The sequence below is a fragment of the Streptomyces sp. NPDC006197 genome (genome assembly GCF_040613865.1).
In the GTDB taxonomy this organism is placed as follows: domain Bacteria; phylum Actinomycetota; class Actinomycetes; order Streptomycetales; family Streptomycetaceae; genus Streptomyces.
The window spans coordinates 1-22,958 of record NZ_JBEXSZ010000133.1; the positions used below are offsets into that span (position 1 = coordinate 1).

16 protein-coding genes and 10 pseudogenes are annotated in these 22,958 nt (G+C 68.6%); 10 read left to right on the plus strand and 16 right to left on the minus strand.

The annotated features are described in order from the left end of the window. Window positions 1-90: 90 nt before the first annotated feature. From ABZ318_RS31000 to istA, 4 genes and pseudogenes are all read right to left on the minus strand, one after another. The gene (locus ABZ318_RS31000) at window positions 91-294 is read right to left on the minus strand and encodes a winged helix-turn-helix domain-containing protein (RefSeq protein ID WP_356905766.1); all 204 of its coding nucleotides are present in this window, start codon (window positions 292-294) and stop codon (window positions 91-93) included. 227 nt (window positions 295-521) lie between these two features. After that, window positions 522-1,247 (minus strand): leucine-rich repeat domain-containing protein, encoded by a 726-nt coding sequence (locus tag ABZ318_RS31005; RefSeq protein WP_356905767.1) that lies wholly within the window; start codon window positions 1,245-1,247, stop codon window positions 522-524. Between the two features lie 84 nt (window positions 1,248-1,331). Then, window positions 1,332-2,126, minus strand: a pseudogene (gene istB / locus ABZ318_RS31010) (IS21-like element helper ATPase IstB). Further along, window positions 2,123-3,772: pseudogene (istA, locus tag ABZ318_RS31015) on the minus strand (IS21 family transposase). The pseudogenes istB and istA overlap by 4 nt, the downstream one beginning before the upstream one ends. 938 nt (window positions 3,773-4,710) lie before the next feature. Between istA and ABZ318_RS31020 the strand changes: the two are divergent. Both ABZ318_RS31020 and ABZ318_RS31025 read left to right on the plus strand, forming a co-directional pair. After that, window positions 4,711-5,607 (plus strand): annotated as a pseudogene (locus ABZ318_RS31020) (endonuclease/exonuclease/phosphatase family protein); the annotation flags it as partial. 403 nt (window positions 5,608-6,010) lie between these two features. Then, the gene (locus ABZ318_RS31025; RefSeq protein WP_356905769.1) at window positions 6,011-6,556 is read left to right on the plus strand and encodes an NUDIX domain-containing protein; all 546 of its coding nucleotides are present in this window, start codon (window positions 6,011-6,013) and stop codon (window positions 6,554-6,556) included. Window positions 6,557-7,341: 785 nt separating this feature from the next. Here ABZ318_RS31025 and ABZ318_RS31030 read toward each other — a convergent pair. Both ABZ318_RS31030 and ABZ318_RS31035 read right to left on the minus strand, forming a co-directional pair. Then, window positions 7,342-7,533 (minus strand): hypothetical protein, encoded by a 192-nt coding sequence (locus tag ABZ318_RS31030; RefSeq protein ID WP_356905771.1) that lies wholly within the window; start codon window positions 7,531-7,533, stop codon window positions 7,342-7,344. 55 nt (window positions 7,534-7,588) lie between these two features. Beyond that, window positions 7,589-9,016, minus strand: coding sequence for a serine/threonine-protein kinase (locus tag ABZ318_RS31035; RefSeq protein ID WP_356905772.1), 1,428 nt, complete (start codon window positions 9,014-9,016; stop codon window positions 7,589-7,591). Between the two features lie 226 nt (window positions 9,017-9,242). Between ABZ318_RS31035 and ABZ318_RS31040 the strand changes: the two genes are divergently transcribed. Both ABZ318_RS31040 and ABZ318_RS31045 read left to right on the plus strand, forming a co-directional pair. After that, the gene (locus ABZ318_RS31040) at window positions 9,243-9,659 is read left to right on the plus strand and encodes a DUF3592 domain-containing protein (RefSeq protein WP_356905773.1); all 417 of its coding nucleotides are present in this window, start codon (window positions 9,243-9,245) and stop codon (window positions 9,657-9,659) included. Between the two features lie 332 nt (window positions 9,660-9,991). Beyond that, window positions 9,992-10,705, plus strand: a pseudogene (locus ABZ318_RS31045) (transposase); the annotation flags it as partial. A 31-nt stretch (window positions 10,706-10,736) separates the two neighbouring features. Here the strand turns inward: ABZ318_RS31045 and ABZ318_RS31050 are convergent. Beyond that, on the minus strand, window positions 10,737-11,546 hold the full coding sequence (locus ABZ318_RS31050) for a methyltransferase domain-containing protein (RefSeq protein WP_356905775.1): 810 nt from the start codon (window positions 11,544-11,546) through the stop codon (window positions 10,737-10,739). A gap of 322 nt (window positions 11,547-11,868) precedes the next feature. Between ABZ318_RS31050 and ABZ318_RS31055 the strand changes: the two genes are divergently transcribed. From ABZ318_RS31055 to ABZ318_RS31075, 5 genes and pseudogenes are all read left to right on the plus strand, one after another. Beyond that, window positions 11,869-13,047 carry a Cmx/CmrA family chloramphenicol efflux MFS transporter gene (locus ABZ318_RS31055; RefSeq protein ID WP_356905776.1) on the plus strand — a complete coding sequence of 393 codons (1,179 nt, stop codon included), beginning with the start codon at window positions 11,869-11,871 and terminating at the stop codon, window positions 13,045-13,047. Beyond that, window positions 13,044-14,047: pseudogene (locus ABZ318_RS31060) on the plus strand (IS481 family transposase); the annotation flags it as partial. The gene ABZ318_RS31055 and the pseudogene ABZ318_RS31060, both read left to right, overlap by 4 nt. A gap of 131 nt (window positions 14,048-14,178) precedes the next feature. Beyond that, a pseudogene (locus tag ABZ318_RS31065) lies at window positions 14,179-14,699 on the plus strand (transposase family protein). A gap of 4 nt (window positions 14,700-14,703) precedes the next feature. Then, window positions 14,704-14,808, plus strand: a pseudogene (locus tag ABZ318_RS31070) (barstar family protein); the annotation flags it as partial. Window positions 14,809-15,444: 636 nt separating this feature from the next. Beyond that, on the plus strand, window positions 15,445-16,026 hold the full coding sequence (locus ABZ318_RS31075; RefSeq protein ID WP_356905777.1) for a hypothetical protein: 582 nt from the start codon (window positions 15,445-15,447) through the stop codon (window positions 16,024-16,026). A gap of 193 nt (window positions 16,027-16,219) precedes the next feature. On the opposite strand, the pseudogene ABZ318_RS31080 reads toward ABZ318_RS31075, so the two are convergent. Continuing rightward, window positions 16,220-16,480, minus strand: a pseudogene (locus ABZ318_RS31080) (ATP-binding protein); the annotation flags it as partial. A gap of 193 nt (window positions 16,481-16,673) precedes the next feature. Continuing rightward, window positions 16,674-17,231, minus strand: a complete 558-nt coding sequence (locus ABZ318_RS31085; protein WP_356905778.1) for a hypothetical protein — start codon at window positions 17,229-17,231, stop codon at window positions 16,674-16,676. 362 nt (window positions 17,232-17,593) lie between these two features. On the opposite strand from ABZ318_RS31085, the gene ABZ318_RS31090 reads away from it, so the two are divergent. Beyond that, a complete protein-coding gene (locus ABZ318_RS31090) occupies window positions 17,594-17,749 on the plus strand; it encodes a hypothetical protein (RefSeq protein WP_356905779.1) in 156 nt (51 codons plus the stop codon). 458 nt (window positions 17,750-18,207) lie between these two features. Here ABZ318_RS31090 and ABZ318_RS31095 read toward each other — a convergent pair whose 3' ends face one another. From ABZ318_RS31095 to ABZ318_RS31125, 7 genes and pseudogenes are all read right to left on the minus strand, one after another. Beyond that, window positions 18,208-18,477 (minus strand): histidine phosphatase family protein, encoded by a 270-nt coding sequence (locus ABZ318_RS31095; protein WP_356905786.1) that lies wholly within the window; start codon window positions 18,475-18,477, stop codon window positions 18,208-18,210. A 71-nt stretch (window positions 18,478-18,548) separates the two neighbouring features. Further along, window positions 18,549-18,710 (minus strand): annotated as a pseudogene (locus tag ABZ318_RS31100) (hypothetical protein); the annotation flags it as partial. 44 nt (window positions 18,711-18,754) lie between these two features. Then, the gene (locus ABZ318_RS31105) at window positions 18,755-19,576 is read right to left on the minus strand and encodes a GMC oxidoreductase (protein WP_356905780.1); all 822 of its coding nucleotides are present in this window, start codon (window positions 19,574-19,576) and stop codon (window positions 18,755-18,757) included. A 198-nt stretch (window positions 19,577-19,774) separates the two neighbouring features. Then, the gene (locus ABZ318_RS31110; protein ID WP_356905781.1) at window positions 19,775-20,104 is read right to left on the minus strand and encodes a hypothetical protein; all 330 of its coding nucleotides are present in this window, start codon (window positions 20,102-20,104) and stop codon (window positions 19,775-19,777) included. Window positions 20,105-20,121: 17 nt separating this feature from the next. Further along, on the minus strand, window positions 20,122-20,892 hold the full coding sequence (locus ABZ318_RS31115) for a nuclease (protein ID WP_356905783.1): 771 nt from the start codon (window positions 20,890-20,892) through the stop codon (window positions 20,122-20,124). Between the two features lie 364 nt (window positions 20,893-21,256). Then, a pseudogene (locus tag ABZ318_RS31120) lies at window positions 21,257-22,188 on the minus strand (IS5 family transposase). A gap of 54 nt (window positions 22,189-22,242) precedes the next feature. Further along, window positions 22,243-22,716: a hypothetical protein gene (locus ABZ318_RS31125; protein ID WP_356905785.1), complete on the minus strand. Its 474-nt coding sequence runs from the start codon at window positions 22,714-22,716 to the stop codon at window positions 22,243-22,245. Window positions 22,717-22,958: the final 242 nt, after the last annotated feature.

The window sequence follows — 22,958 nt, forward strand, 5'->3', positions numbered from 1 at the left end:
CGCTACGACAAACGCCCCGACCGCTACCTCGCCGCCGTCACCCTCGCCAGCATCCTCATCTGGCTCGAGACATGATCGACAAGACACCCCCTAGAGGGCCCGGCGCTGCGGGCGCTGCAGACTCCACCCCAGCCGGCCGGTCAGCAACCGCCACACCGACGCCCGCGACAGGACCACTCCGGTCACCCGCTCGACGACCAGACCGACCCGCTCCAACGTCCACAGATAAGCCTCGAAGCCATGCGCCTGAGCGCCATGCTCCAGCGAAGTCCACAGCTGCTCAGCCTGACCCATGTCCTCCCCACTCATCGACCGTCAGGCGACGAGCAGCGCGTCCGAATCGGCCAGCTGTCAGATGCAGCGGCCCCCAATGGACTGCTCCCAGAGCGCGTCTGGGCGCCGGATGGCTTCATTCACGTTCGGCGACAGCGTTTGTTGACGAGTTTCAGCAGCGTTTGGTGATCAACTCGCTCGTGCTTGTTCACGAGAAATAGCAGCACTGGCGCGATGGGGCGTCGCTGTCAGGTCAGGACGATGCATCCCAGCCGCTCCAGCTTGCTGAGGAGCGGTAGGGAGGGATCGACCTTGTTCCAGCGCAGGTCCAGCTTCTCCAGGGATGGCATCAGGGCGAGCCAGTCGGGCAGCCGGTCGAGGTTGTTGCTCCGCAGGTCGATCTGACGCAGTCGCGGGAGGCCGGCGAGTGGCTCCGGCACCTCGGCCAGGGAGTTCTCGCGCAGGTCCAGGTGACGCAGTTCGTGCAGCTTGGCTGCTGACGACGGCAGGTGCTTGATCGCGTTTCCTCGGAGCCATAGCTCACGCAGGCTGTGGAGCTGGCCGATGGTGTCGGGCAGGGTGGTGAGCCGGTTGTGCTGCGCTCTGAGCTCGATGAGGCCGCTCATCCCGCCGATGGTCTCCGGCAGGGTGGTGAGGGGGTTCTCGCCGACGTTGAGGTAACGCAAACGGGTCAGGTTTCCCAGAGAGTCGGGGAGCCGCGTCAGCTGGTTGTCGTGGAGGTAGAGGCAGTCGCTGAGCTCGGTCAGCTTGCCGAGTTCTTCGGGCACCGACGTCAGCGCGTTGTGGCCGAGGTCCAGGGTTTTCAGCCGGTGGAGTTGCCCGATGTCCGGTGGGAGGGCCGTGAGTCCGTTGTCCGCGAGGATCAGCACGTCGAGCTCAGTCTGTTGCCAGACCGACTCGGGTACCTCTCCGAGCCCTTGACGCCACAAGTTCAGTGTGTGCTTCACGGCCATCTCCTCTTCATCGGCAGGCTGGGCTCCGATTCTCGTCCGGGACCTTCCTCGGCGGCGACAGATCAGCAGACAGTGAGGACCAAATCAACTGGCCTCGACGTGTTCGGCTCGGGCTCGTGTGCTGGCGAAGCGGTAGGAGTCGGTGCCGGTCTCGATGATGGTGCCGTTTGAAGGTGAGGCGGTCGACGATGGCCGCGCAGAGGCGGGGGTCGGTGAAGGTCTTGGTCCAGCCGCCGAAGGACTCGTTGGAGGCGATGGCGACGCTGTTCTTCTCTTCGCGTTCGGTCAGGACCTGGAAGAGGAGTTCGGCGCCGTGGCGGTCGAGTTCCATGGAGCCGAGTTCGTCGATGCAGAGGAGATCGACGCGTCCGTAGCAGGCGATGGTCTTGTTCAGCTGCTTCTCGTCCGCGGCCTCGACCAGCTCGTTGACCAGCTTCGTGGCGAGGGTGTAGCGGACGTGGTAGCCCTTCATCGCGGCCTCGGTGCCCAGCGCGATGAGCATGTGGGACTTGCCGGTGCCGGAGTCGCCGATCAGGCAGAGCGGCTGGCTCTTCTTGATCCACTCACAGCTGGCGAGGGTGTGGATAGTGGCCGGGTCGATGTTCGGATTGGCGTCGAAGTCGAAGGCCCGCCGCGTCTTCTCCCGCGGGAAGCCCGCTGCCTTGATCCGCCGCTCCGAGCGGCGCCTGGCCCGGTCGTCGCACTCGGCCATCAGGAGCTCGGCGGGAAAGCCGCGGTAGGTCATTGGTCCTTGGCAGCCGCGGATGCGATGTCAGGGAACTCGGCCCGGATCGTCGGCAGCCGCAGGAGACGGCAGGCGGTGTCGATGGCGGCGTCGGCGGCCTGCTCGGTCATGTTCCGCTGGCGGGGCAGGGTCACTGGGCTTCTCCCTCAGGGTGGGTGCTGCCACTGGTGCCGCGGCGGCGGAGCAGCTGGTCATAGGGGGTCACCGAGGGCAGCGGCCTGGTGTCCGGCGGAAGGTGCGCGAGCCGCCACTCGTGCAGGGACGTGATGGTCGCCGACGGCCGGCCTGCCGGATGAGAATCACGCGCGGCGGGAACGGTGGTGGGCTCGTCCTCGGTCTGGGCGGCTTTGCGGGCCTCCAGAGCAACGGCGTCTGCGGTCAGCGCTCCAGCCCGCAAAGCCGTGGCTACGCCGGCGACCAGGTGTTCGTGCGCGATATGCCGGCCCAGTAGCAGCACCTCGATCAGTGCTCGGGTGCCATCCCTCTCACCGTGGACCTTGCGGGCGGCGGCCCACCAGGCGTCATGGACTGGGGTGAACCGCCCGGCGGAGCGGGCCTGCTCCAGGGCGGTGGCGCCGGGGAAGGCGCCCGGTTTGCGGACCAGGGCCTCTCCAGGTAGTGATCCAGCTCCAGGCGGATTCCACACTTGGCGATCAGGCGTTCATGCCGGGCCACTTCCACATTCTGGTCGTAAACCACCAGGTGAGAGGCGTGCAGCATGACCCGGACCTTCTTGCCGATCAACCGGACCGGAACCGAGTAGCGGTTGGTCCGGACGGTGATCTGGCTGTAGCGGTCCACCCGCGGCGTGAACAGCCGGCCCGTTTCGAACGGCTCGTCCGGCGGGGGCGCCAGCAGCGACTGTTCGACGGTGAAGTACTCGTCGATCGTCCGCGGCCTCGCCCCGATCCGACGACGTCCGTCGTGGAGGTCCCACTGATCGACTAGTTCGTTCAGCTCAGCGAGCGAGGCGACTTCAGGGACGGGCGTGAAGTGGTTGCGGCGGAAATAGCCGATCTGCCCCTCGACCCCGCCCTTCTCGTGAGCGCCCTCGATGCCGGGCCGGCAGTAGAAACTCTCGATACCGAAGTGGGAGCGGAACGCGACCCAGCGGTTCGTCTCCACCCGAGCCCGGCTCAGCCCCAGGACCTGGGGCGACCGCGGACTTCAGGCCGTCGTAACGGACCTTGGTCCGCGGAACACCGCCCAGCGTGTGGAGCGCGTGCACGTGGCCTTCGAAGAACGCCTTTTGGCCGCAGGAGGCGAAGACGCGATGCACGGCCTTGCCCGAGTAGGACAGGCGGAAGGAGAACAGGTAGCAGGTGACCAGTTCACCGGCCAGCCACACCTTCACGTCACCGAAGTCGACCTCGGCCTCCATGCCGGGGTGGTGGGACTGCGGAACAAATGCCTCCACCGGCGCCTTCCCGGATGCCGCCAGGATCTCGGGCTTCCGGTCAGCAACGTAGCGTCGGACCATCTGGTACGAGATGTCCTCGGCACCGTTCTCCTCGACGAGCCGGTGGAAGATCCTCGTGACCGTGTGCCGCTGCTTGCGCGGCGCATCCAGGTCCGCCCGCAGCATCTGATCGATCATGAACTTGTACGGATCGAGCGCGGTAGCTCGCGGCGGGAGCTTCTTCCGTGACTCCGGCCAAGCGGAGTTCACCGCCTTCCGCACCGTCCGGTACGTCACCCCGTACCTCCGCTCCAGGGCTCGCATTGACATCCCAGCTCGGTGGTCGCGTCGGATCGCCGCATACGACTCGGCCTTCGACATCTGCGGCATGACGAGCACCTCTCACCAGGAGCATCCCGATGCTGCCCTGGCAAGAACCGCAGCGCTGTCAAAACTCGTGAACATCACCCGACCGTGGAATGGGGCGCCTCCCAAACCCATGAACAACCGCTGTCGCTACCCGTGAACAAAGCCAGCCGGGCCTCGCCCGCGCACGCCGTATCGGCGCGGGCTACCAGGGCTTTATCCGTCCGGACGAGGGCCGTCCCGGGATCAGCCAGGCCGCCACCGAGACGACGCCGAGGGGCTGGCCCGACGCTCCATGCGGGGGCATGGATCGCCCCGCCTCCGGGGCGATCTTGGCGAGCGTGGCTGCTGGTGCCTCGATCGTGATCAGGGCGTCGTCGCGATCGGCGGTGTGCGCTGGGGTGGACGCCCAGCGGTCCGTCGGCAACCACCTGGCCAGGCAGTCGAGTTGACCGTCCGCGAGTGTGCTGCCGGTATTCGCTCTCTCTTGAGTGAACAGAATGTGGTTTTGCGGGGAAAGGCCGTACCGGATGTGGATCTGCGTCGTTGGCTCGATATGGAATCACGTATGCAGGCGTCATTGCTGGGGGCCTACTGGCTGGACTCCCCGTTCCTCGGTCGGGCATTGCCCCGGAGCGGCACGGCCGTGCCGGTGCAGAAAGGTTCTTTCCCTCAGGGGTGTATGGGGCATGCTCCGGCAGCCGGGGCAGACGACTTCTCGTCCGAGGCAGAGGCTACGGATTCGGACGAAGAACCGATTCACCTTGCGGCTCGTCATGGGGAGGGCGAGGTCAAGTGGATGGGAAGCCATGGCGGAACGAACGAGCAGCAGTACGACGTCGACAGTGGAGGCTGCAGCGCCCCGTTGGGCACGGCGTCGGGCGGGACAGCGGACTCCGGGCAAGGACACGAAGGGGCATGTGAGGGGCCGGCCGGCCTGGACGCAGGGGCGGTTGCTCGCCGCGGTCGCGGTGCTGACGGCCGGGCTGCTGGCGTTCCACCGGGCCGTGCCCAACCGTGTGGGCCGCCTGGGTAGTCTGCTGGAAGCGTTCCTGCCGTGGCTCGGCCTGGTGATCGTGGTGCTGCTCGGCCTGGCGTTGCTGCGCCGTTCAGCGATCGTGCTGGTCGTCCTGCTCCTGCCGGTGGCTGCCTGGACGCACCTCTTCGGCGGGCTGTTCCTGCCCGGGCCGAAGCCCCGCGCGCATGATGTGGTCGTGGTCCAGCACAACGTCAGCGACGAGAACACCGACCCGGCGGACACGGCTCGCGCCCTCGCCGACGCCGAGCCTGACCTCATCGCGCTGGAGGAACTGGTACCTTCGGCGCTTCCGGTTTACGAGAAGGCCCTTGCCCCGGACTACCCCCACCACACGGTGTGGGGCACCGTCGGACTCTGGTCGAAGCACCCGCTCACCGATGCCGGGCCGTTGGACATCAAACCCCGGGGGATCACGGGATCCTGGAGTCGTGGCCTGCGGGCCGTGGTCCACACACCGGACGGCGAGATCGCGGCGTACGTCGCGCACCTGCCCTCCATCCGCGTCGGCGCGAGCGGCCTGGCATCCTCCTGGCGCGACGAGAGCGCCGACCTTCTGGGCAAGGCCATCGCTGCCGAGAAGCTGTACACGGTGATCCTGCTGGGCGATCTCAACGGCACGGTCGAGGACCGTGGGCTGGCCCCGCTGACCTCACAAATGAACGTGGCGGAACGGGGCTTCGCCTTCAGCTTTCCCGCCGCCTTCCCTCTGGCCCGGATCGACCAGGTCATGGCCCGCTCAGCGACCGTAGGCCATATTCGTACCTTGCCCGCCACCGGCAGCGACCACCTGCCGGTCACCGCCCGGATCACATGGGAAGGCATGCGCGGAAATGCGGACCGGTCTCAACCGGGGGAGTTCTCGGAGAACGTCGCGTTCACTGCGGGACACGCGGTCGACGCCATGGGCCTGACCCGACGCGGAAGGGCCGGTCGCGCACACGGAGACCATCGCCTGGAGCGTGGCCCGCGGGGGAGAGCCGGTCACCGCCCTGTCGTTGGTTCCCGGCCTGTACGCGGCCACGGGCATCGTCCCGCTTGACCCGACGGCGTAGCCGGGCGCCGACGTCCAGGCACGTCACCTCGGGCACACCGCCGACGTGCTCCCTCGCAAGCCAGTGGTGACCGCGCGGCTGCTCACCGACATCCGGAGCTTCGGGCACATCTCAGGGGGCAAAGCCCCCCGGACCGTCGGGGCGGCCACGATACTGGCCGCCATGACCAGCACACCCGAAACCCCCGCCGAGACCCCCTTCTCCCGGATCAAGATCCGGACCGGGGCCCTGGTGTTCTGCGGCGACGACGTCGCCCTCATCCGCCGCGACCGCGCCGGCTCCACCCACTACACCCCGCCCGGCGGCAACGTCGAACACGGCGAAGACCTCGACGCCGCCCTCGCCCGCGAACTCGCCGAAGAGCTCGACCTCGACATCGACCAGGCCGAAGGCGGCGACCTGATGTGGGTCGTCGACCAGCGCGTCACCCGCCCCGGCCCCACCCCTCCGCCGCGCAAGCTCCACCTGATCTACCGCCTCCACATCACCCCCGAGCTCCGCGCCACCCTCGCCGAGGTCGAACTGGACGAACTGCCCGACGGCAGCCACGAGACCGGCGTCATCGAGTGGATCGACTACCGCAAGACCGCCGAGCTTCCGATCTTCCCGCCCATCGGCCCGGCCCTCGCCGCACTGCCCGACCCCTGCGCCGCCGTCACCGACGCCGCCCTCGAAGCCGTCACGGACGACAACTACTCCTGGGTGTGACCGCCGCACCCTGGTGACTTTCCCCGACGGCCCTCTACGAAGCCGGGACCACGGCCTTCGCGCACTGGCGGCTGTGGCCGACGCAGAGGCTCAGGCCTCCCTGGTCGAGGGTAAGCGTGTTGTCGAGTTCTGGAAGCGCGTCAACGCTTGCGTCTGACAGTCTCATGCGCATGCGGTAGTCCCGGCGTTACCCGGTGGGCCAAGTCGGGCCAGCCGGTCGCGTCGGCTTCTGGGGCTATCTCGAGCAAGGCGGATTTTGGCCGGGCCGTCGGACTTGCCGCAGCGGAGCATGCCGGAGGTGTGGTCCTGCCTTCCGCCTGAGCCGCGCCGGAGCGCTGTCCTCCGTGCCGGCCGGTACGTACCCGAAACATCCGGGAGAGGGGGCCGCATTGCCAGGGTCATGGCACCGCCCGGGGGGCTCCCGCCGTCCCCCCCATGTCAGCTGGCGGCCGACACCGCCACCATTCCCGGATCCCGGCGTGTTCCTGCGCGGCGCGTTGCAGGTGCCGGGCCGAACCCGGCGCCCGCTGCTGATGGCGCTACTGCTTTCACCAACATCGCATGCCGCAATGATCACCAAGCGCTCTCGGAAGTCGACGACAAGCGCTCTCAGTTACGTCCTGTGCAGCCACCCAGGAAAGGGGAACGCCGGGGCCATGTGATCGGTGGGGTGAGTGTGCTCGCGGCGGCCGTCCGGGTCACTCACCGGGGACGGTCGGCTTCCCGTAGAGCGGCATGGGCTTGGTCGGCGTTGAGGAACAGGGCGAACTTGCGGAAGGCGACCTCTATGAGGTCGTCGGGGGTGGGCTGCTGGCCTTCGGGTGCGCGACGGACGGCGAGCCGGGCGGCACCGCGGTGCTGTCGTCCTCGTACTCCTTCGGCCAGCGGCCGAAGGAACCCTCGGGCTGTCCGGGCATGGCGCCGAGGACGCCGAGGCCCTTGGTGCGGTGCGGCGGCAGCGGAATCACGCCGGTCACCTTATGCGCCTGCCGACCGGGCCGGTGCGAGGCGGTGCGGGACGTGGCCAGTGCGTCAACGGGGCAGTTCCCAGACGGTGGCTTCCACGCGGGTCTCGCCTTCGCCGATGGGCACGCTGATGATGCGGACGTAGGCGGTGCGGCCGTCGCTGGTCTGCAGGCAGAACCGGTCGCCACGATCGAGGGGCTGGGAGCGGCCGAAGGCGTCCCGCCTCAGGGCGTCGAGGCACTGCTGCTCGAACGGCGCCTCGTCGGTGTCCCAGCGGGCCAGAGCATCGCTCTTGACCGAGACGATGGTGGGGGCAGACGCACGGTGGGCCTCGATGCGCAGGTCGTCGGTGGTGTCGCGGGTGTCGATCCACCGTTGCGCACCGGTGGGCGGCCGCGTGTCCAGTTCGAAGGCGTAGGGGCTTTTCAGGGTCACCGGTCCGCTGCGGATCGTGGCCGGGTCCTTGCCCGGCCCGGTGTCGTCACCGCCCTTCGGCCACAGCACGGCGGCGGCGATCCCGGCACACAGGGCTGCGGCGCCCGCGGCCACCATTGCGGTGCGGCGCAGCGGGTGGCGGCGGGATGGGGCGGGCTGGTCCGGGCCGGCCGCCGGCAGGGCCGGGGTGTGCCAGACCTGCTCGAGGACCTCGGTGGCCCGGCCTGCGTCCGCCGTCTCCTCGCCCACGAGCCGGGCCAGCAGCTCGGTCGCCGTGCCGCGCCGGGACGGGTCCTTGTCCAGCGCCCGCTCCACCTGCTCCAGCAGCGGCCCGGTCAGGCCCGCCAGCCGAGGGGGTTCGGTCAGCACGCGGTGGTGGACCGCGAAGACGTCGTCGCCGGGGAAGGGCAGCGTGCCGGAGGCCGCATACGCCATGACGCAGCCCCAGGCGAAGAGGTCCGCGGCCGGCGTGACCGCCTCGCCGCGCAGGACCTCGGGCGCCATGTAGCCGGGGGTACCGGCGATCTGGGTGGGCTGCACGGAAGCGTTCAGGCTGTCCAGGGCGCGGGCGATGCCGAAGTCGATCACCCGCGGGCCCAGCGGCGACAGCAGCACGTTCGACGGCTTGAGGTCGCGGTGAACGATGTGCGCGTGGTGGATCGCGGTCAGGGCCGCGGCCATGCCGACCGCAAGCTGCTCCAAGGCGGCGCCACGCAGCGGACCGGCCCGCGTGACCAGCTCCTGCAATGTGGGGCCCTCGACGTACTCGGTGACCACGAACAGCGGGTGCTCGTCGAGCTGGGCGTCGAGGACCGGAGCAGTGCAGAACGGGCGGACACTGCGTGCCGCGGTCACCTCGCGCCGGAAGTGTCGCGTGAAGCGCTCGTCGTCGGCCAGGTGCGCGTTGATGACCTTGACCGCGACGAGCCGCTCGGCTTCGTCCTCGGCGGCGAAAACGGTACCCATCCCGCCGGCGCCGAGCCGGCCGAGCAGCCGGTAGCGGCCCAGCCGCGCGGGGTCGGTCGGTTGCAGGGCGGTGAACGGCGCGTGGTCGGCCATGACGGTCGGTCTCTCCCCCGTGTGACGTGGACGGGCCAACCCTAGACCGGCCGTGCCGGTGCAACCGACGGCGCCAGGAGGGAACTTGGGACCGGCGGCTGCCGGCGCGACCGGCGCGGCCGCCTGCTCAACCCCTGGGTGGACGACTCCCGCCCTGCGGCTTCGCACACTCCCCCTGGTCCACGAAGCGCAGGGGCGCCAGGGCCAGGGCCGGGAGGCGGCGCCGGTGGTCGGGGGGTGGGAGGACGCATACGTCCCAGTTACTTCTGCAGGTCCTGATGGGGGCGTCTTCGTCTGGGGATCTGCGGCCGAACTCGTAAAGTACGTCCGGACGCGCTCGCGGCTGGTCCGCACCACCGGTGTGGTGGTCGGGCGCGAGGACAGCGAGATGCGGCCCGGGGTCAAGAGGCGGTCGGCCGTGTTCCGCTTCACCACAGAACAGGGGCGGTCGTTCGAGGTCGTCAGCTCCGCCCAGACCTGGCCCGGCCCGAAGGTGGGTGCCCCGATCCCCGTCATCTGCGACCCCGAACGCCCCTGGCGGGCCGAGCGCGTCGGCGTGCTCGTCTTCAAGCTGTGGCTCATGCCGCTGACGCTCGCCCTCGGAGTGTTCCTCCTCGTGCTGGCGCTGCGGGGCTTGATGTGACCGAAAGCGGGGCCGCTTCCGCTCCCGTCCGCGGCGCGGAAAAATCCTGGACGTCCTCACCGCATCCGTGCGCGCGACCGCTGACCGTACCGACGACGTCATCCTGCTCCTGCCGACCACACCGCCCACCTTGCCCGGACGCCGACTGCCATCGACGCCGACTGTGCCGAGACCCGCGCCTCGGCACCGAAACCCGCCGCACCGATCCCCAGGACCGGTACCGCGGCTGGGCCTGAAGGCGCGGTGGCCGAGCCTGTCCGTGTGCGCAGACTGGCCGACCGGGAGGGCAGAAGCTGCAGCAGATTGTGCGCGGGGGCAGCACCAACTCGGGTGCACTACGCTGCCTGCTCGCCCGCCACGGTGGTACCTTCCAGCGCACCAAGACGTGGAGGGAATCCCCAGACCTCGCGCGAGAGGTGAAGCTGGACCGGATCGAGGAGGCCCTGGACCGCTTCCCGGACCGGGTCTTCGCCTTCGACGAGCTCGGCCCACTCGGGATCCGTCCCACCGCGGGTTCGGGCTGGGCCGCCCAGAGGCACCCCGACCGACTGCCCGCCACGTATCACCGCATTCACGGCGTGCACTACTTCCATGGTTGCTACTCGGTCGGCGGTTGACACCCCGTGGGGCGTCAACCGCCGCAAAAAGGTGCCGCCAACACGCTGACAGCGCTGAAATCGGCCCGTGCCGCCCGGCCCGACGGCGCCCCGATCTACGTGATCCTGGACGACCTGTCCGCCCACAAAGGCGCCGACATCCGCCACTGGGCCAAGAAGAACAAGGTCGAGACGTGCTTCACCCCGACCTACGCCTCATGGGCGAACCTGATCGAAGCTCACTTCGGACCGCTTGGGCAGTTCACCATCGCCAACTCGAACCACCCCAACCACACCGTGCAGACCCGGGCCCCGCACTCCTACCTGCGCTGGCGCAACGCCAACGCCCGCCGCCGCGACGTACCGGCCGCCGAACGCAAAGAACGCGCCCGCATCCGAAGTGAAAAGGGCATCCGCCGGGGTGGACGCCCCGTCGCCACCGCGGCCTGATGCGCGGCATGCAGCCCCCGCCCGCTGGCTATCAGTCCGACAAAGGCAGCGTGCCCGCAGTGAGGAAGAACGTGACGGCGTAGGTAAAGCGACCTGCGCGCACGGCATCGTCGAACCGGGCCACGAACCGGTCCGCGTCCACGGGGTCGAGGTAGCCCCGGGCTGCGGCTGTGTGCGCCCAGGTGCGCAGGCCCATGACATTGTCGGCCGCCGACGGGTCGCGCACGACCAGGGTCCGGGCCTCCACCATGATGTCGTGGATGCCGCGGGCCGCAAGCAATCCGGCGTGCCGGTGGGCCAGCGAGCCGTTGCGCAGGCCCACGTCGGCCCTGAAGCGCAGCACCCGGCGGGCGAGCTCCTGGTCGCCGATGTCGAGTACCTGGGTGTCGTAGTCCGGGTCTGCCAAGGCGATCCGGCCACCGGGGCGGACCACCCGCAGCAACTCGTCCAGTACCCGGGCCGGTTCAACGACGTGCTGCAGGACCCGGTCGGCCCAGGCGCCGTCGAACTGACCCGCTGCGAACGGCAGCCGGTGCCCGTCCGCGACAGCGGCGCGTGGTAGTCCTCGGTCCCGGGCCTGCGTGATCATCGTCAAGGAGCTGTCGACCGCGACGACCTCGACCCCACTGCGCGAGCGCAGGGCCACGGCGGCGTCCCCAGTACCCGCTCCAACCTCAAGGAACAGCCCGCCGGGCTCGGCACGCAGAAACTCTTGCAACCGCTGCTTGTAAGCGGCGTAAAACGGCTCCGCACTCAGCCGGTCCAGGACCTGAACCCACTCAGCGGGCCGGGGCTGTGTGTCCACCGACGTGAACCCATGAGCAACACAGTGATCGTTCATGGAAGAACGCTAGACGTGCCGACCAAACCGCTGAACCTTTCCAGACACAGCACTAGTTGTTGCGGGACATGACGTTGGTTGCACAGCCCCATGCCGGTGAAAACGAGGTGCCCCGACGAGCATCAGTCGGGTAACGTGCGGGCCATGTCGAGTCCTGAGTCAGACAGAGTGGGGGCTTTCGGTCACGCCGTCAGCCCCCTGAACCACTGAGCTCGTAGCCCTGTCGTCGCACCGCATTCTGCGGCCGGGCGAGGGTGCCCTTGGGGCTGGCCGCGGTGACGAGATGACCTTCTCGTGCTTCTCCTCACCTCGGAGCCACTCGATGCCTCTCCCGCTGTACCTGCTTGCCATGGCGGTCTTCGCCATGGGCACCTCGGAGTTCATGCTCGCCGGCCTCCTGCCGGCCATCGCCTCAGATCTCGACGTCACAGTCGCGACAGCAGGCACGCTCACCTCGGCCTTCGCGGTCGGCATGGTCATCGGTGCCCCCCTTGTGGCCGCGCTTGCCCGCAACTGGCCCAGGCGCTCCAGCCTTCTCGGGTTCATCCTCACTTTCGCGGCAGCTCACGCCGTGGGCGCCATCACCACCAGCTTCCCGGTCCTGTTCGCCACCCGGGTAGTCGCCGCACTCGCGAACGCAGGGTTTCTCGCCGTCGCTCTCACGGCTGCCGCCACGCTGGTCCCACCCGACAAGAAGGGACGTGCGCTGGCCGTGCTGCTGTCAGGCACCACGATGGCCACGATCGCCGGTGTCCCCGGCGGGTCGGTACTCGGCACGGTGCTCGGCTGGCGGGCCACATTCTGGGCCGTTGCCGCTCTCTGCCTGCCTGCAGCTCTCGGCATCCTCAAGGCAATCCCGGCGGGGCGCGTGAAGCAAGAGGCGACTGGCGAGCCGGCCTTGCAAGCGGAGCTCGCCCAGCTCACAAGGCCGCCATTGATTCTGGTGATGCTGCTCGGCGCGCTGGTGAACGCAGCCACGTTCGGAAGCTTCACCTTCCTCGCCCCCGTCGTGACCGACGCCGCCGGGCTGGGAGAACTATGGATCTCTGTCGTTCTGGTGCTCTTCGGTGCCGGTTCCTTCGCCGGGGTCACCATCGCCGGCCGGCTGTCCGACCAGCGTCCCGGTCTGGTCATCGCAGTCGGAGGCCCGCTGCTGCTCATCGGCTGGCCGGCCCTGGCGGTGCTGGCCGACGAGCCGGTCGCCCTGTTCACCCTCGTGTTCGTGCAGGGCGCCCTGTCGTTCGCGCTGGGCAGTACCCTGATCACACGGGTCCTCTATGAGGCCGCAGGAGCCCCGACCATGGCCGGCTCGTACGCGACGGCGGCACTCAACGTCGGCGCCGCCGTCGGCCCGCTCATCGCCGCAACCACCCTCAGCACCACAGCCGGGAACATCGGGCCTCTGTGGTCGAGCGGGTTCATGGTCGCTGTTGCGCTGCTCATCGCACTCCCTCTTCGCTCAGTGATCGCGGCCGGCCGGAGCACCGAGGTGCTCCGGTGACGCATGCGAACGCTCCTTTGACCATTGAGGGACGCCGACGGATCGTCGAACGCTGCCGCGCCCGTCCGATCGCCCACCTCGCTGCCGAGGCAGGCGTCTCCCGGACCTGCCTGTCCAAGTGGAAGAACCGCTACGACCAGTACGGCGAAGCCGGGCTCTGGGATCACCCGAGTGTCCCGCACTCCTCACCGCCCCAGACCCCGCCCGACTCGTCGAACGGATCGAGCAGCTGCGGCGGGACAACAAGTGGTCCGCCCGCAGGAACGCACTCGAACTCACGGACCAGGGCGTACGCATCAGTGAACGTACTGTGGGCCGGTGGCTGGCGCGTCTGGGCACCCACCACCGCCGGTTCCTCGACCCCAACGGCTCGGCCAACCGGCGCCCGCCGAAACAGATGGTGGCCCGCTACCCCGGCCACATGGTCCACCTGGACGTCAAGAAGGTAGGACGTATCCCCGACGGCGGGTGGCGAGCCCACGGACGCGGCTCCGAGCAGGCAAAATCAGCCCAACGCGCGAAGACCGCCGGGACCAAGGCTGGGTACATCTACCTGCACTCCGCCGTCGACGGGTTCTCCCGCCTGGCCCACACCGAACACCTCCCCGACGAGAAGGCCGCCACCACCGTGGGGTTCCTCAGCCGCGCCCGCGCGTTCTTCGCCGCCCACGGCATCCACCGGGTTGTTCGCGTGATCACCGACAATGGCGCGAACTACCGCGCCGCCGACTTCGCACGCTCCTTGACCTCGTGGGTCTCTCACCACCAGCGGACCAGGCCATACACGCCCCGACACAACAGCAAGGTCGAGCGCTACCAGCGCATCCTCGCCGAAGAACTGCTCTACACCCGGCAGTGGACCTCCGAGGAAGAGCGAGCCCGGGCGATCACGGTCTGGAACGTCCACTACAACTACCACCGGCCTCACACCACCGCCGGAAACCGCCCTCCCGCCTCACGTCTCCACGCGAACGTCACCAACGTCATGGCCAGCAACAGCACAACGGTGACGGGACCCGCAACGCACGAGGCTTCTGTGCCGTTGGGGGAGGTGTCCGCAGTCTCAACCCGACGGCACCGGAGCCTCGTTGGTTCCCCATCCTGCCGCACACGCTGGTTGAGTGGGTCACCATGCTCATCGTCACCCGCGAGGGTGACCGCCACGGCAAGCTCCCACCGCACCAGCGCGCGCCGGTCGCCTTGGTATACCTGCGCAAGCACGACTCCCTCGCCTAGATAGCCACGGGCTTTGGGATCTCCGTCGGCACGGCGTAAACGTGCAGGTCGTGACCGACCCGACGGGCCACGTGCTGTGGATCTCGCCCGCGCTGCCCAGTCGCGCCCATGACCTCACAGCGGCCCGCGCGCACCGGATCACCCGGATCTGCGAACGCCAGGGTGTCGCTGTCCTCGCCGACCGCGCCTACCAGGGAGCCGGACCGCGGGTGACCACCGGGCGTAAGCGGCCTCTCGACGGCGAACTGTCCCCGACCCGACGCACGGTCAACCGAGCACTGGCCCAGGCCCGAGCACCCGTCGAACGCAGGATGGCACGACCGAAGTCCTGGCGCATCTTCCGCCGGTCCCGCATAAGCCCCAACCGCATGACGGCCATCGCCAAAGCCGTTCTCACCCTGGAGCGGCAACGCTGAAACGCTCAACAGTCCTGAGGGTTACTTCGGCAAGAACCTCAACGCCTTCGCTGATTGCCTGAGCGGTGGCTTCGGGATGCCTGATGACGATGACTACGTGGTTGAGTAGCGGGATCACCAGGTGTCGCGCGAGCACCTGGGCTATGCGGAGACGGCTCGCCGGCTGGAGGTCCTCCTCTCTCGATGCCACCCCACGAACCGCCCTGCTTCCGGCACCGAACTGACCGACGCGCGCGAGAAGAGCGGAGCTACGGTCTTTGACTGGCTGCTCGAAATCTTCGAGGACCGGGCTCCCGGAGCTCTTCGGCTTCGGTAGACGCTGCCAGCATCCAAGCACGGGCTTGGCACCCGCTCTTGCGACCGGCCGCCAGCGGACGTCGAGGCGGATGTTGAGAGCGAAGAGGGTTCGTAGGCGGTATCGACGGCTTCGCGAGCGTCGGGGAGTCGGTTTCCCCCTGCTGGTTACCCCCGTTACCTTTTTGTGGCTCCGCAATGGAGCCTCCGGCCTTCGGGTCCGGCATGACTTCCCCCTTGTTGTTCATGCTCCGGACCCGGCGACACCCCCGGAGCATGAGCAACAAGGAGGAAGGCGCATTGGCGGTACCGACCGGCGTGCGCCGAGATGTTTGCGCCACTTGCCTTTGGAATATGCCAGATTCGGCTGCGCGGGTGCGGGCCGTCCCGGCATGGTGGGCCTGAGCGGGCGGCAGGATCGCCTGCCGTAGCGGTGGCGGAGGAGGAATCGATGGGTTGGGAGCGGGAGGGTTTCGAGTCGCACGAGGGTGTGGTGGGGGTGCTGCTGGCCGACGGGAGCGAGCCCGGGCCGGTGTACTTCGACGTGGGAAGCAGCAGCTACTTCCACGAATCGACCGACTGGTGGGCCTACGACGGCACGTTCCGCCGACCCACGGCGACGACGATGCGGGGCAGGTGCGCGTGCGGCTGGCGTGGCGAGAACACCTACCCCATCGACTGGGAGAAGGCCCGCAGGCTCGAGCCGTACGGCTACGACACCTCCGGGCCGGAGAAGGACTGGGACAACCACATGGACCAGGTGGCCGCCCGCGCGATCTCCCTGCCCGAAGACGTCGCTGCCCTTCTGCGCCGGCTGCGAGAGCGCCTGGACCTGCTTCTCGATGACGCGCCGCTCGCGGCGCTGAAGGCAGCCGACGACCTGGAGGTGATTGTCGCGATGACCGGCCCCCACGCTGCCTCGCTCGTCACCCGAGGACAGGCGATCCCGATGCCGCAGATCGCCGAGGCTCTCGGTATGACGGAGAAGGCGGCACGCTCCCGTCTCCTGTACTACGAGCACTTGAATCGCTGACCCTCGCAGCCAGCGGACGACCTGAGCATCTGTGAGAGCCCGGCCACAACGCCACCCTGAAACAGCAGGGGACAGAGCCGCCACGCGACACATGGCCGTCAGGGGTGCACGGAGGGTTCGCAGGGGTCACGCCTGCCCTCAGGTGCGCCCGGTCGTTCCTGTGCCGCGCCATGCTCGCGTTGCCGGTTCCTAAGTCGAACTTGCGGAGCGACTTGTCGCGGGGGAAGCCGGCGGCCTTGATGCGGCGTTCTGAGCGGCGGCGGGCGCGGTCGTCGCACTCGGCCAGGAAGAGCTCGGCGAGGAAGTCGAGGTAGGACATCTGCTCGCGTTCAGCGATCTCGGTCACATCGGAGAACTGGGACCGGATGGTGGGCAGGCGGAGCATGCGGAATGCCTGGTCGACGCCGGTAGTGGCGGCGTGGTGGGTGAGTCCTCGCTGGCGGGGAAGGGACACGGTGATCTCCTCTGTGACGGGGTGGGGCGGTCGGGTCGGCGGAGTCGTAGAAGCTGGTCGTAGTGGGCGACAGCCGGGAGAGGCCGCTTGTCTGACGGCAGATGGGCCCTGGCAGCCGCCGGCAGCTGGGCTCTGCCGGTCTGGCTTCCGGAGCCGGTCGACGGCGGAGCCTGCTCGGACACCGAGCAGCGGTTCATCCACACGCAGATCTGGTTGTGGCGGTCCACGCGTGGAGTGGAGAGCCGACCCGTCTCGAACGCCTCCTCCGGCAGTGGCGCCAACAACGGTTACTGGGCCGCGAAGTACTCGCCGATCGTGCGGGGCGGGAGCGGATGCGGCGGGCGTCGTCCTGCTGGTCCCACCGGTCGATCATCGCGTTGAGCTCGGCGAGCGTGTCCACCTCAGGGACGGGGCCGAGGTGGTTGCGGTGGAACCAGCCGATCTGGCCCTCGACTCCGCCCTTCTCGTGGGCGCCGCGGACGCCAGGCTGGCAGTAGAGCGCATCCAGACCGTAGTGCGAGCGCAAGGCGGTCCAGCGTTCGGCCTCCACTCGGCGGCGTGAGAGGCCCAGCACCTGGGCGACGGCGGCTCTGAGGTTGTCGTAGCGGACCTCCCCGGTCGGCACCCCGCCCATCACGTGGAGAGCGTGGACATGCCCCTCGAAGAACGCCTCATGCCCGGCCGAGGCGAAGATCCGGTGCACAGCCATGCCCGAGTACGACATCCGGAACGCGAACAGGTAGCGGGTCACCAGCTCGCCGGCCAGCCTGACCGTGACGTCACCGAAGTCGACCTCGGCCTCGGCACCGGCCTGTGGGTTTGCGGTCCGCCGTGAGGATGGCGTCGATCACCGGCTTGTAAGGTCCAGCCGCGTTTTCCGCGGCTTCATCTTCTTCCACGACCCCGGCAAGCCAGGGCTGAACTCCGCACGCGCTCGCGTTGTGCTCGCTGCCGCACACTCCGGCCGCGGCGGCCAAACTCACCCGCAGCCAGTTGCGTGCCTTGCTCAAGCGGGTCGGGTGACCGCGGTGCGGCATCGAGGCGGAAGCCGAACGGCCGAGGGAGATCTTCCACGCGGACCACCTGCACCAGCCACCCCAGGCCGGGGAGGCCATGGGACGCCAGGTCATGGCTCTCGGCCAGCAGGTCAACGCCGCACGCGATTTCGTTGCCGACCTCACCGCAGCGACAGAGGAGGAGTTCCTCACTCACCCAGACGCCGACATCATCACCGGCTTCCCGGGACTGTCCGCTGTCTCCGGAGCGTGAGTTCTCGCCGAGGTCGGAGACGACCGAGAGCGCTTCGCGGATGCCAGAGCGATCGAGGCTTACGCAGGCGCCGCCCCTGTGACGCGGGCATCGGGCCGCAGCCACATCGTCGTGGCCAGGACCGTCAAGAACCAGCGGCTCGCCGCCGCTGGTTACATAGGGGGCCTTCATCTCTCTCCCGTCCGACGCCCCACGGGCCCACTACGACCGACGCCGAGCCGGAGGCGAACGCCACACCGCCGCTCTGAGAAGCCTGTCCAACAAACTCCTCGGCTGTATCTACCACTGCCCTCAAAACCGCACGGAGTACGACGCCGGCCAAGCCTTCACCACATCACTTGCACTCGCTGTGTGAACGCCCCAGTCGACCTTCAGCGACATGAGACGTCTTCGACCCGTACGTGCCCCGATCGACAGGATTCGGACCCGTCAGCTCCCCCTTTCCGTCGCCCGCATGTTCACCGAGAGGAGGAGGTGGCAGGCGGCGTGGATGGTTTCCCGTGGGCGACCAGCAGCACCCGCTGGCCTTCGTTGCGTTCGAGGAGGCCGGTGAGATACCGGGTGGCGCGGATGAGGTAGCTGTTCCAGCTGTCTGGGCCGAAGGCGTACGGCTGTTCAGGATACGTGTGCGGGGCGCCGCCGAAGGCTGCCTCGGCTTCCTTCCAGGCCCTCCCGTCGGCCTGGCCGTGGTGGGGCCCGTCGAGGCCGGTGTCCTCGACCAGGGGCAGGGCGAGGGCGCCAGGGACAGGGCGAGGGCGGCTGCCAGGATCTGACCGCTCTCCCGCAGCCGCAGGCGGGGGCCCGCGTACACGGCGGCGAACGGCTCCACTCGGTGTTCGACGGCCAGCCGGGCGGCGAGCTGCTCGATCTGACGGCGCCCGGCGTCGGTGAGCCCCGTGCAGGTCTTCGGGGCAGGTCTTCGGGCCGCCGACGCGGCCTTCCACGTTGCACCGGGCTTCACCGTGCCGGGCGAACACGATCTCCGCAGTGACGGCCATCTTGTGCTCAGAGGGCGGCGGCCAGTGCGTCGGCGGTGCGCAGGCTCAGGGCCGCGCAGGTGAGCGTCGGATTGGCGGTGCTGCCGGTGGGGAAGACCGCGTTGCCGACGATCCAGAGGTTGGGGTGGGCGTGGGAGGGGCCGTTGGCGTCGACCACGGAGGTGCTGCGGTCGGTGCCCATACGCATGGTGCCCACGGGGTGGCCCGCCTTCGCTCCGGAAGGGCAGATGGGGATGCAGCTGGAGTTGCCCTGGCAGGCACTGCGGCCCTGGTAGCCCTGGGAGTTGCGGGCCTGCGGGGTGGTGAGGACCGTGACCGGGGTGCCGTCGATGGGCGCGATGTCCTTCAGGGCGGTCCGTACGAGTTCGTCGCCGTAGCCGGCGGCGATCCCCGGCATCGGGAAGTCCGAGGAACGCAGGGTCAGGCCCGTCCACTGGTCGCCGTTGCCGGAGACACCCAGCTCCACCTCGGCCGCGGCGTAGTGACTCTCCAGCTGGTCGTAGGTGAGGGGCCAGTCCACCGCGACGCCGTACTGGGTCTTGAGACGGAAGTCGTTGGGCAGGAAGCGCGGAGTGTTGCCGCGCCAGGCCCATGTGCTCCCGCCGACCATGCGCTGGTAGCCGCTCTTGTACAGGTCGGGTCCGGTCTCCACGTAGTAGCGGTTCATGGCGACGGGGTCGCCCGTGCCGCCCGAGGAGGCACCGTGGCCGAGTCGGTTGTTGGGCAGCGAGGCGTAGGGGGAGGGCACGTTCTTGCTCGCCGAGACCTGGTAGGCATCGACGAACGCGGCCTGCTGACCCTCGTCCAGGCCGTTGTCGCCCACGTCCATCAGCAGGATGCAGGCTTGTGGTTTGGCAGTCCTGATCCGGCAGGCGCACAGTGCCCGGCCATGCCGGCGCCGACGATCACCACGTCGTACGGGGTGTCCATGGGGTCCATCTGCAGCGCCCTCGCCTCGGTCAGGGATGCTGGGACCAGTAGCCGTAGCCGCCCGGGACAGGAGCAGCCGACAAGGGGTGCGCCTGGATCACCTGCCACACCAGACCAGCCCGGTAGTGGGCGGGGGCGTCCGGGGGTCTTGGCTGCCGTCCGGCCGGGTGAACTGGGCCGTGAACCAGATCGCGATGGTCTCCCGGGCGGCCCGAGCGAGCGCCGTGTCGCCGTCGAACGTGGCGTGCAGCGCGGTGGCCGGGGCTGCCGCTGCCGCGGCAGCCCGGTAGGCGTCGGGCAGACGTGCCAGGTCGGCGGGAAATACGGCCGCCAGCCAGGCTCGGTACGCTTCGGAGAGCGTCGGCTCCAAGCCCTGCTCACCGGTGAGCAGTTCCGACAGCGCGCGGAAGCCGTCGGCATCGGTCATGGTCGGGGTTTTTCTGCTCAGGCCTCTTCGAAGACGAGGTCCTCGGGTGGGCGGGTCATCTTCACCTTGCTGCCGTTGACGTCGACCACGGTGTCGAGGCCGGTCGGGGACTGGCCGGTGGACAAGATCCAGTACTTGTCGGCGGCCGCGTCGAGGAAGGCCGGGAAGCCGGCCAGGTCCGGATTGCCGAGGTTGAGGTACTCCACGAGCCTGCGGAACAGCTTGGGCAGGATCACGGCCCCGTGCTGGGGGTCGGTGAGGGAGGCCAGACCCGTGACGGTCGCGCCCGAGGTGGTGACGTCCTCGGTCCACAGGCCCTTCTTGACGGGCGACTGCGCTGCCTGCGAGGCGGCGGTCAGCTCGTCCCGCAGGTCCGCGAAGAGGTTGCGGTAGAAGGTGGGGTAGACCAAGCCTTCCCTGATCATGTGGTAATTGAGGGTGGTCCGCAGCAGCGGCACGTCGACGACGATCATGGTGCCGCTCGTGCCAGGCGGGGTGCCCTTGCCGGCCAGGGCGATGCAGCGCTTGTCCAGCGTCGCGCCGGTGGTGAGGATCCAGCCGGGCACGCTCTCAGGGGTCGCCGCGGTGACCGTGTCGTCCTCGGCGCGCTCCACATGAGTGAACCCGATCCACTTCACCAGCTCGTCGCGGGCCCGGCGGGCGAACTCCAGCGGCTGGCTCACCTCGGGCCCGCCACGCTGGAAGTGCGTTTCCAAGGCGTCGATCGCGTCCAGCCGGAGCTTGGCCTTGCCGGCCGTGTTGTGTTTGACCTTGTGTGGTCCCGGCACGAGATCCCACTCGGAGGTCGTATCGGGAGTGAAATGCACGGTGTCACCGTCCGACCGACCCCCCACGACCTGGTACTTACCCTTGATCAACAACATCGGCATGGCGACTCCCTGGTAGGAGATCCGGGCAGAACGGGGCATACAGAGCAGCCGCGACCCATGGATCGGCATGATGGCGGGCACCGCCATCCCTATAACCCGACCCAGACACCGCACACCGCGCCGCGCCCGATTCACGCCCGAACGCGGCGCGAAACCCGCCATCTGCCACACGCCACCGCTGCCACACCGCACCCGACGGACCCCGCTCATCGGCCGTGTCAACAACCCTGCGGGTCACTACACCTAGGACCTGTCCGGCCGATCATGATCGAAGCCAGATGAGGAGTGCTGCGGCGGTCGCGGTGCCGAGGTAGACATAACGGCGCTTGTCGTAGCGGGTGGCCACCGCCCGGGACTGTTTCAGGCGGTTGATGGTCCGCTCGACAGTGTTGCGCTTCTTGTAACGCTCCTCGTCGAAACCGGGTGGCCGTCCGCCGCGAGAACCCTTGCGCAGGCGGACGGCCTGGCTGTCGGTCTTCTCCGGGATTGTGTGCCGGATGCCACGGCGCCGCAGATACTCGCGGCAGGACCTGTTGCTGTAGGCCTTGTCGGCCGCGAGGCTGTCCGGCTTCTTGCGCGGTCTCCCCGGCCCGAGTCCGGGCACTCGGATCTTCTCCACCACGGCGATGAACTGCGTGCAGTCCGCCCCCTGACCTGGAGTCACGATCAGGGACAGCGGGCGGCAGCGGCCATCCGCGCTCAGGTGGAGCTTGCTGGTGAACCCGCCCCGCGAGCGGCCCAGGCCCTCGCCTCCTGCACCATCTCCACCAGACGGGCGACGAGGCTCTGCCACGGCGTCTCGTCCTGGTGTTCCATCTCTTCGGCCCCCTTTGATTCCGGAGCCGGTGGCGGGTCGGTGCGGGCGCCGGCCGCATGGTGATGCGCGCGGACGATGGTGGAGTCCACCGCGATGTCCCAGTCGATCTCCCCTACCGCGTCGGTTGCGGCCTGGACCTGCTGGAGCAGACGTTCCCAGGTGCCGTCGGCCGACCACAGGCGGTGGCGTTCGTAGATGGTCTTCCACGGTCCGAACCGTTCGGGCAGGTCACGCAACTGGACCCCGGTCCGCACCCGGTGCGGAATTCCGTCGATCACCTGCCGGTGACCCCGCCACCTGCCGCAACGCCCGTTGCTGACCGGCAGGAACGGGCGCAGCCGTTCCCACTCAGCATCCGTCAAGTCACCCCGCCCCATGCCCATATGAACGATCAGTAGCAAGGGTCAGTCGCGTGCCCCGCCGAGTCGGTCCTAGTCTCCTGAGAATCCAAAGATTCCCAGGTGAGTCGGGCTGTCGCCGGAGTAGAGGACGACGTAGTAACCGGTCCACCGCATCTGACACTCGCCGAGCAGGCTTTGCTCGTGCTCCTCATGACTCGCAGCCTCATTGGCAGCAGCAGCGAGTTCCTTGTACTGCTCGACCGACGGCCGGTCTGTGCCGAAGTGGTGCATCACACGGTTGAGAGCCAGAGGGCGCAGGGTGCCGTAGTCAGCGATACCGGGGCGCGTCGGCGGGTCATCCGTGGCAACAACCCGGTCGATGTCGAGGATCGTATGGGTGCCCTCGACCCCCATGAACTCCTCGTCCTCGTAGAGGTCCTTCAGGCTTCGGTATCGGTCATTATCGCCGTACTCCTCCTGGAACACCCTGGCCTGCAATGTCGTCAGGGCCGCCTCGACATCACCGTCGTACCTGGTGACGTAATCCCATCCGCTGGCACCCATCGAGCTACCCCTCGCTGAAGATCGTGAACGCGCGAACGATAGCGGTGGGGACTGACAACGCCGCGGCCTGACGGCGGGTTCTACTCGACGTCCCGGATCGAGATGTCCCGGCGGTCAACCGCATCACGGAGATCGCCCGGACAGGTCCTAGGGGGTGTCTTGTCGATCATGTCTCGAGCCAGATGAGGATGCTGGCGAGGGTGACGGCGGCGAGGTAGCGGTCGGGGCGTTTGTCGTAGCGG